The following is an 8,827-nucleotide window of genomic DNA, read 5'->3' on the forward strand; positions in this document are numbered from 1 at the left end:
CAGACGCTCCACTTATCGAGGCGGAAATTCTGTTCAGACAACCGGGACCAGCTCATTCGCGCGCCATATAATCCATTCCATCTAGCTTAGCTTAGCTAGCCGACCTCATGCGCGAGCGGCAGGGTTTTCGATTATCCTGCGGTTCGCACCGCCGTATTTTGAACAAAAGTAGACGAGTGACCGACGCTCCCCGGCGTGCACCTGCCTTACCTCATGCCGGAACCTACATGTGGTGATCAGTACGGTTCCTAAATGTGGGCGAAACATTTGGAGTTTACGGTCGGTTGGATATACGACGAACTCACCGCCTTCAAACTCTGTCGCCAGCTGAACAATCACAGAATACTCGAAGTCGGGGTCGCTTTCAGCATCCAAATGGATGCCAACGAAGGACCCAGCCGGCATGCGATGCATTTGGCATCGGCGAATGACGTATTCTGATGACGTTCCGAAGATCTTCCTGAGCGCGGAGACCCGCTCTGTCCTTTCAAGTAGTTCGATGATCTGCGCTGAAGCTGTACCATTCACGTTGCTAGGATTACGGCCGGCGTGATCCAGCCGCACTCGTCTTACAAAAACATTGTGAGAATCGCCGGCATCTCCCTTCCGAACCTCTTCTTCGGGAATATCGGACTGCAACTGATCGATCCTCGTCAACTCATCTTTGGTGAACAGCGTCTCGGGGGCAATCAGGACCGTACCTTTATCTGCCAGCTCTGAGCGGTACTTCGCGAGGGCATCTTCTGAAAGCAGACCAAGTTTATCACTCATTGTTCGCGCCTTTCGGATTCACTCAAATTCGACTCTTCTAATCCGCCTGCAACGAGCGGATCGCCAGATCCCAATTCTCGCCGTCGAAATCATCTATTCTTATGCTTTCGATCGTCGTTTTATCTAGGCATCGAACATTTACGCTGAATCCTGAAGGATTCGATCGCGGCCGATAAAAGGGCTTTACGCCGCAAACCCGACAAAACGTATGCCGAGCGATGTTCTTATTGAACTGATATGTCGTGAGGCGTTCTTCGCCGCATTCAATCCTAAGCTTGTCGTCAGCAACGAGCATGTGCAAAAATCCGGACATTTGGCAGATAGAGCAATTGCACTTCACTGCAGAAATCTCTGCTGGCGCTCGTACGTAGAACTTGACAGCCCCACAGTGACAGCGGCCACTGTGTTCAACCTCCGGCCGACCATCTCCGTCAAGCGAATCAATTCCGACTAGATTGCGGCACCATTCTAAGCTGAGACCATACGCGCGGTCGAATTCAGCCAAGAAACGGCTATTGCAGTCGGCAGGGACCAGTTCGCTAATGAGCCTGCTTGTCATCTCTCCGTGATATTTCTCCGCAGGATCCTCGCCGCCGACATGGACCTGGAAATACTCAAGATCAGTGCGAGCATCAAAGGTTCTGACTAAAGTGGTCCAAAGCGCCTGGATCATTTCCGCAGCATGTAGCTCAAAGGCAACCATGTAGGCGCAGCGCACTATGGGGTCTCTCGACGACAAGCCATGATATAGCGCACGCAGGTACCGGCTCGTTGTGGTACTGTAGTTAGGCTGTATTGCTCGGCCAAGTAGGCGCGACGCATCTGTTCTAAAGAGCTTTGAGTGGAAGTTTTCTGTGTCCAGAATACTGGGTAGCGCAGCGTTGCCGCCTTGGAGAACCCGACTGTGACCTCCCGTTTCATCCCAGCAGATAAAATTTGCGACCACACTGGTCAGCTCAACGTCCCTCGGGAGGTCTCGATTGCGACGTATTGCGTCGAATATGAGATCCTTTTGCGATCCCGCCTGCAGGTGCGGGAACGCTTGTGACATCGCTAAGTATTCAGGAAGTAGACTGGCAACCTGATCTTTGGACATCTCCGCAGCGAACGGATGGGGGACAAGCAGAGCCCGGGCTCGCCGAGCCAAGTGCTCGCCAACTGGTATCTCTGAAGGTTGATGCAGTTTAGAGGGAGAAGCTTGGGATAACGTCATTCGAACCCGGGTATGCAGAGAGAGAGAGATTTTCTTGGCCTAGACCTAAGACCGCCAACCGATACCAATTCCCCCGGATCGGGAGACGAGTTCATTTCCTGCAAAGAGGCATCACTTCGTCTTGAAGGCTCTCGATCTTGTCGATCCATCTAGTATCCTCCGGCTTCGGGTAGACCTTGGTGCGATAGTGCTTTGCTCAACTTATTTGTTCACGGATGTGTGGATTTTCTTGCGCCAAATGATTCCGTCGTCTCGCAGGCGTGCTCATTGGTTTCTCGATTGTGAGCTGTAGTTCCTACCGGGGTCGGTTCGCTTGCGCGAGATCAAAGCCAATTCCACGATTTTCGTAGTGTGGGTTGGAGCGAGTGCCTGGGCCCGCACCTGCGCTATTGTGGTTGCGAGGTCAAGCACACGGGCTTTCGCGACATGGGCGGCAACGATCGCCATCGCCGAAACTCCCCAGCGCCGGACATCACTGCTCCTGGATTGTCAGCCATACACGCCTTGAGTTCGGCAAGCTCCGTGCTCAACATGACAGCCCTCCCCGTCACGCAGCGGCGCTGGATTTGCGCTCGCTCAGGATCACTTCGAAACCTTCGAACTTGGGGTGGCCGAGGTAGAGGCTTTCGCCGGTCTTGTCGTCGGCGCGGGCGTGGGCGCGGCGAAATTCTTCCGATTTGGTCCAGGCTTCGAATGCCGCCTTGTCGATCCAGACCGTGTGCGACGAGTAGAGCGTGTGATCCTCGGCGACGGTCCCCTTCAGCAGGTGAAACTCGACGAAACCGGCCATGTTGCTGAGATAGGACTCGCGCGTGCGCCAGACCGTCTCGAAGGCCGCCTCAGAGCCAATCTTCACCTCGAACCGATTCATCGCGATAAACATTTGAAATCTCCTTTGCTGGGTTGCTGGGGTGCGCGCCTGGCGTACCGTTTGAGTTGGTTAGACACATGGATGCACCGAAGCCGCGCTGGAGCATCAGCGCGGCCCGATGCAACTTGATTGGTCTGTCAGCTCGTCGAACTAAGCTCCGCCAAAGTGACTTTTCAATCCGGCCTTGTAGACTCTGCCCGGTCCTGGGCTCGACCACAGCACATCGTTTTGGTTGGTGCCATCGGTGGAATTGCCGGGGACGGCATAGGGCCGATAGTACTGGTTCAACAGATTGTCGATCGACGCCGTGAACATAATGTCCTTTGTCGCATGCCAGGTCATGTAGAGCTTGACCAGTTCATACCCGGTCGCGGGCAGATAGCCGGCGGGTACGTCGTTGTTCGCACCGAACGAGGACCACTGTGCCGCCAGGATCAGCCTGCGATCGAGCAGCCGCACGCCCCCGGTCGTGGTGATCTTGCGCGGCGTGATGGTCGCCAGCCCGATATTGGTCGCGACGTTCTTGCCGCGGATCAGGTGGCCGGCGACGCCGACAGCTCTAGCGGTTACTTCCGTCTCCGCCCAGGAGCCTCGACGGGGCGCTAATGTAGGAGAGAGCGTCAGCCAGCTGTTACAAGCCCGCCGCTCCTGCGTGTAGCGCAGCCCCTGCAAGCGCTGAGCGGCCCACCCGATAGACTTGTATATCTGAGCCAGCTTCAGGTGCTCTCGTCGGGCATTGCTGTCAGGCGCGATCTGAGCGAGTGATCGGCATTTGTCCAGTGCGGCGGTGGTACGACACGCGGGGGCTTGCTTGCACACCGGCCCTTCCCGTCCAAAAAGCCGCGCTTGCCTGCGATCACCCCGGAGCAAGGCCGGGATTTCCATTTCAGCCTCCTGCCAGCGCCAACAGCCGTGCGAGGTAGGTCGGTGGGGTCACCTTCATTTCTCTCTCCATGTTGTCGTTCGGTCCGTGTCCGGTTGGAGACGCCAAGTCGGAAACCTGACAAAGTGGCACTCTCATTCCAGCGCCCCGTCGTCGGGACGCAGGTGCTTTTGCTCACGTCAAGCAAGGTTCGCACCAATTCTCGCGACCGGCACCCCGATTGCTGTGATGACATGGAAGGAAGCCGCAGCTGTTGCGCGGATCGGACATAGTCTGCGCACCGGAGCCTGAGCCACAGCAGTCAAAGTTGGACTAATACTCTCGCTGCTATCTGTCGTTGTGTTCAACAGGAAGTTGGCCTGGCGAATTCGCAGGCGTCACGACCCGCGATACTATTGACTCGTTGCAACTCCGCTTTCCCCGTTTTGGCGTAGGAACGACATGTCTCGCCATGAGCTGCAGTGATCAGCAGACGCGTTCGTACCGGATCGGCATCTATTGGCACATGGCCTCGAGACGGCCGCTGGAGCACGGCAGCGTTGTCGGCCAACGACAGCATCATTGGATCGCGTGCCGCAAGCCGCATCACACCAGCTGATGCTCCGATACTGGGCGCTTAGGTAGGTCGCCATAGGGCACATTTATCCTCAAGGAACGATCTGAATTCAGCGCGTGAGCGGACCGTAGTCAGTTGAGGCTGGCCTTGTCGTATTCAGCCGCGTCCGGTTGGAGACGATGATGAGCGGAACCCGACAGTAGAATGCAACTCTTCCTCCAGCGCGGCGCGAAGCACGTGGTTATGCCCTTTTTCAAGCAAGGCTCGCACAATGTCTTTTGCGGCACGCCGATTGCTGAGGACGGGCAGCATCGATTACGTCCATCGCAGTCTCGGAGGCACCGAGCCCGGAGTTCAGATGAAACTTGCTCGATTGATTCGAATCGATGCCATAGACGCCGCACGCTTGAGTGATGGTCCGCCAATTCAGGCTTCGCCCGTCCGTCGCTGGGTGCCCGCGTGGCGTTTGCAAAGGAGCGGCTTTGGTTCTTGTCGGAGGGCGGCAGAGACGCCGCGACATCAAGATGGGTTTGCGCTGACGGAGCTCGACAAGGTTGCGCTGCAATCGACCTGGGATGGCCACCCTCGTCGAGTTGATTTGCTCAATACTCTTGGCACGTACAGGGGGAGCTGAAATGCGAGCGCTACATGTTGATCATCGTGCGGACCTTTCTCGCGCGTTGCAACGAGCGCTCCTGGATTGCGCTTTTGGCGTTCACGCCCTGCAAGCGCCCACTTCCTTGTGAACTCCCGAATCCCGAGACCACGCTCATGCGCAAGGTTCGCGCCAATATACCGCATAAGTAAGGAAAAGAGAGGTGTCCTCATGTCCAAAAACAATGCGGGCCAATTCAATGAACTTGCCACTCTATATGAAGACACCGCTCACTGGCCCTTTCGAAAAGAGATCGAAATTCCAAGCGTATTACAGGCTATTGGTGATGTAGAGGGTCTCTCAGTCCTCGACTTCGGGTGCGGCACGGGGATGTATTCCCGCTGGCTAAAGCAACGCGGTGCGGGCCGGGTTGTAGGATACGATCCGACGAAAGGCATGCTCAACTACGCGCGGCGTCGGGCGGAGAAGGAGTCTCCGGGCATCTCCTTCGTCACTCGTCTCAGCCCCGATTTGATAGGTCAATTCGACCTGGTTCTTGCCGTGCATGTGCTGCAATACGCTAGCAGCGGACCTGAGCTGCAAGATATGTGCGCCGACATGGTCGGTCTATTACGTCCTGACGGGCGCTTGCTGACACTACCGATTCACCCATCTTACGATCCACGTCGGAGCTATTACGAACGCTATGGCCTCAGGCTCAGCGCCGATGATCTTCAGAAACCATATGTCGATGGTGGAGGTGTAAGGATACGACTCTGCAAAAATGGAAAGCAGGGCAGCGTCTTCGCAGCGTATTGGTCCGCTGCTTCTTTGGAGCGGGCGTTAGGGCAAGCCGGCCTCCGATCGTTGAAGTGGCGGGAACTGGATGCCCCAGAATGCGCCGCTTTGGGTCAGGCTCCTAAAGAGCTGCATGCATATCTTCAAAAGCCACACTCGATCATCATCGAGGGTGTGCGCGCTCGTGACCCACAGTAAATCGGACTAGCCATGAAATTTTTCCCTTTCAGGAGCGACGCGTCCCACGCGTTTTGCTCAGGCGTTTCGCAAAAGCTGTCCGACATGGACGAGCATGAATGGGATGCCCTCGTCAGTGACGACAATTTCTACAACAGCTACCGGTGGCTGCGAGGCCTCGAACATTCACTCGGTGCAACGGACGTGCTTTCCGTCCACGGGTCGGCCGGGCTCGTCGCCGCATGTACGCTTTGGGAAGGAGACCAATCGCCTGGGATGTTCTTCCTACAAGATTGCATGGCGGGCGTTCGGGGCCCCTGGCAAGAGGGCTTTCTTTGGCTCGGCGGTCGGCGCAACACACACAACGAGATTCCCTGCATTCAGGGCAGGCGAAGGCATCAGGCTCTAGCAGAGTTGGGACGCTGCGCGCTAGAGTATGCGCAGCAGCGGGGATATGCCGGCTTTGTGATGCCGTACATGCCCTACCAGGCTGCGGTGGAATTTGCAGATGCCATAGGCGGGGCCGTCGTTCTGCATTCTGCCCAAGCCTCGCTGGAGGTGCCTGATACGGGGCTTGCCGGGATGATGGCAAGCTGGCGCGCGCATGATCGTAATCAGACCAAGTCTGAAATCGCGGCGTTCCGGCGAATGGGAAGTCGGGTCGAATGGGGCGTGCCCGACGAACTCGATGACTCGGTAGCCGCTGATCTCATCACCCAGAACAGGTCACGGTACGGCGGCATGCAGGATCGCGAGTGGGTGCAAGGGATCCTCGCGGGGCAGAGAAAGTCAGGTGTATCGTATTTCGGTGCCGCAGCAGTTTCCAAGCGTGATGAAGATATGACCGCGCTGGCGATCTTCTATCGCTTTGGAGCGACACTTCACTTGCGCTACTTCGGGGCAAACTACAGTCTCGATCTCAATGACTACAGATACTTCGTCCTTTGCTACTACGAGCCCCTCAACTACGCTGCGGCGAACGGCCTCACGAAACTGCGGCTTTCAACCTCCGCTCTGCGCGCCAAGGTAAACCGCGGGGCAAAGATCGAGCCACAGGCCTTGGTCGTCAAATGCGCCGATGAACAGCAGATCTGCCACTCCGAGGCCAAGCGGCACAACCACCGAATGCTCAGGGAATATCAGGACAAGTTCCCTGGCCATCTGAGCCGGGATTGGGAATTGGTCGGGTCCCAACAAAATCCAACAAACTGAACAAGTGCCACATGCTGCACCCTGTGTATCTCTTCCGTCCCATCGCCCCAGGGCGCTCGAACTTGACGGCGTTCTGGCCTCGTCAGCGAACGAGAGGATTTGGTCTATCGTGGTTTTGATAAGGGCAACCGGTCCTCGATGGCATGTCCGCACTGTCGGCCGCCATCTCCACTGAACCGAGCACTCCATCTCGTTCGAGACGAGTCTTCCTGCGGAGCGTGCGAGTACGCCGCGCGCCTGACCACCTTCACATCAAGAAGCTGGAAGGGAATGGCGCGACCGGGGTCCGAAAGCCGAAGGCTAGAACTGGACAGGCGCCGACAGTATCGCACCGCGATGGCACGCGCCGCGCCTACACCCCACTATCGCAAAAGCACGTCTTTCGTATCGGCGGGCGGCTTGAAAACGTCGAGTCTGGGATCGTTGCCCCTTGATCTTCCGGTTCCAGGGCAACTTTTCGTTGAGCGAAGAGCGAACTATAGAACCCAAAAAAAAGAAGGCCACTCCAATGGAGTGGCCCAAGTCAGGGAGGAAACGCCCTTGAGGGGCCTCTGGGATCAGGCCGCAGCCTGTTCGATCGGTGAAAATGGCAGGCCGAGGCTCTCGGCCACGGCCCTATAAGTTAGCCGGCCCCGATAGACATTGAGGCCTGCGCGCAGATGCGGAGTTTCGAGCACGGCTGCAAATCCCTGGTTGGCGAGTGCCAAACCAAATGGCAGCGTGGCATTATTCAGTGTCTGGCTTGAGGTAAGCGGGACAGCCCCGGGCATGTTGGCGACACAGTAATGAATGACGCCGTCGACCTCGTAAGTTGGATCAGCATGCGTCGTCGGACGCGATGTCTCGAAGCATCCGCCTTGATCGATAGCAACATCCACGATCACAGAGCCTTTGCGCATCGAGCTCAACATGCCGCGGCTGACCAGTTTCGGCGCGCTCGCGCCTGGCACGAGCACTGCGCCAATAACTACGTCGGCCGCAAATACCTCCTCCTCAACAGCATCTATCGTCGAGAACCTGGTACGAACGCGACCTTCGAACAGCTCATCTAGCTCACGAAGCCGGGGTATCGACCGGTCAAGGATAGTGACCTCGGCACCCAAGCCCGCCGCCATTCGTGCCGCATGCGTACCGACAACGCCGCCTCCAATCACCACGATGCGGGCCGGCTGGACGCCGGGCACGCCACCGATCAATAGTCCGCGCCCGCCGGCATACCGCTTCAGGGCGCTACCTGCCGCCTCGATCGCAAGCCGGCCAGCGACCTCACTCATCGGCGCAAGCAGCGGAAGACCGCCATGCGCATCGGTGACAGTTTCGTAGGCGATTGCGGTGCACCCAGACTTTAGCAGGCCCTTAGCCTGCTCCGGATCCGGCGCCAGATGCAGATACGTGAAGAGAATCTGGTTCTCTCGCAACTGCGCCCATTCGGAAGATTGGGGCTCCTTGACCTTTATGATCATCTCGCTCGATGCAAATATCTCATGAGCGGTGTCCAGAATCGTTGCGCCGGCCTTGCGATATTTATCGTCCGTTGCGCCAATGCCGGCACCGGCATTGGTCTCGATCAGCACGCTGTGACCGGCGGCCACATATTCGCGGACGGCTCCAGGCGTCAGACCGACGCGATATTCGTGCGTCTTGATTTCCTTGGGAACACCGATCTTCACCTGCAATCTCCGTACTTGGACAACCTTATCTAGGGTCTGTTGGGATTCAGGATTCTCATCCGGGCTTGGTTGTGATTCAAG

The 8,827-nt window shown here is 57.1% G+C and carries 6 protein-coding genes and 1 pseudogene; 2 read left to right on the top strand and 5 right to left on the bottom strand.

Annotation, left to right across the window (positions count from 1 at the left end; translation table 11 throughout):
• Positions 1–105 precede the first annotated feature (105 nt).
• The 4 genes and pseudogenes from CQ13_RS03735 to CQ13_RS03750 form a co-directional block, all read right to left on the bottom strand.
• Positions 106–771, bottom strand: coding sequence for a 2OG-Fe(II) oxygenase family protein (locus CQ13_RS03735; RefSeq protein WP_057841674.1), 666 nt, complete (start codon positions 769–771; stop codon positions 106–108).
• A gap of 37 nt (positions 772–808) precedes the next feature.
• Positions 809–1,867, bottom strand: a complete 1,059-nt coding sequence (locus tag CQ13_RS03740; RefSeq protein WP_245309016.1) for a GFA family protein — start codon at positions 1,865–1,867, stop codon at positions 809–811.
• A 664-nt stretch (positions 1,868–2,531) separates the two neighbouring features.
• Positions 2,532–2,867, bottom strand: a complete 336-nt coding sequence (gene hmuQ, locus CQ13_RS03745; protein ID WP_057841676.1) for a heme-degrading protein HmuQ — start codon at positions 2,865–2,867, stop codon at positions 2,532–2,534.
• A gap of 138 nt (positions 2,868–3,005) precedes the next feature.
• A pseudogene (locus CQ13_RS03750) lies at positions 3,006–3,410 on the bottom strand (TonB-dependent receptor); the annotation flags it as partial.
• A gap of 1,710 nt (positions 3,411–5,120) precedes the next feature.
• Here CQ13_RS03750 and CQ13_RS03755 point away from each other — a divergent pair.
• Together CQ13_RS03755 and CQ13_RS03760 are read left to right on the top strand one after the other, a co-directional pair.
• A complete protein-coding gene (locus tag CQ13_RS03755) occupies positions 5,121–5,885 on the top strand; it encodes a class I SAM-dependent methyltransferase (protein ID WP_057841678.1) in 765 nt (254 codons plus the stop codon).
• Between the two features lie 12 nt (positions 5,886–5,897).
• A complete protein-coding gene (locus CQ13_RS03760; protein ID WP_057841679.1) occupies positions 5,898–7,076 on the top strand; it encodes a peptidogalycan biosysnthesis protein in 1,179 nt (392 codons plus the stop codon).
• A 557-nt stretch (positions 7,077–7,633) separates the two neighbouring features.
• Here CQ13_RS03760 and ald read toward each other — a convergent pair.
• Positions 7,634–8,746 (bottom strand): alanine dehydrogenase, encoded by a 1,113-nt coding sequence (gene ald, locus CQ13_RS03765; RefSeq protein WP_057841680.1) that lies wholly within the window; start codon positions 8,744–8,746, stop codon positions 7,634–7,636.
• Positions 8,747–8,827: the final 81 nt, after the last annotated feature.

It is taken from the genome of Bradyrhizobium retamae, from assembly GCF_001440415.1.
In the GTDB taxonomy this organism is placed as follows: Bacteria; Pseudomonadota; Alphaproteobacteria; order Rhizobiales; family Xanthobacteraceae; genus Bradyrhizobium; species Bradyrhizobium retamae.

What these genes read in the sequence shown, in the direction of transcription:
- CQ13_RS03735 (WP_057841674.1), bottom strand. Translation starts at nt 771, where the DNA reads ATGAGTGATAAACTTGGTCTGCTTTCAGAAGATGCCCTCGCGAAGTAC.
- CQ13_RS03740 (WP_245309016.1), bottom strand. Translation starts at nt 1,867, where the DNA reads ATGTCCAAAGATCAGGTTGCCAGTCTACTTCCTGAATACTTAGCGATG.
- hmuQ (WP_057841676.1), bottom strand. Translation starts at nt 2,867, where the DNA reads ATGTTTATCGCGATGAATCGGTTCGAGGTGAAGATTGGCTCTGAGGCG.
- CQ13_RS03755 (WP_057841678.1), top strand. Translation starts at nt 5,121, where the DNA reads ATGTCCAAAAACAATGCGGGCCAATTCAATGAACTTGCCACTCTATAT.
- CQ13_RS03760 (WP_057841679.1), top strand. Translation starts at nt 5,898, where the DNA reads ATGAAATTTTTCCCTTTCAGGAGCGACGCGTCCCACGCGTTTTGCTCA.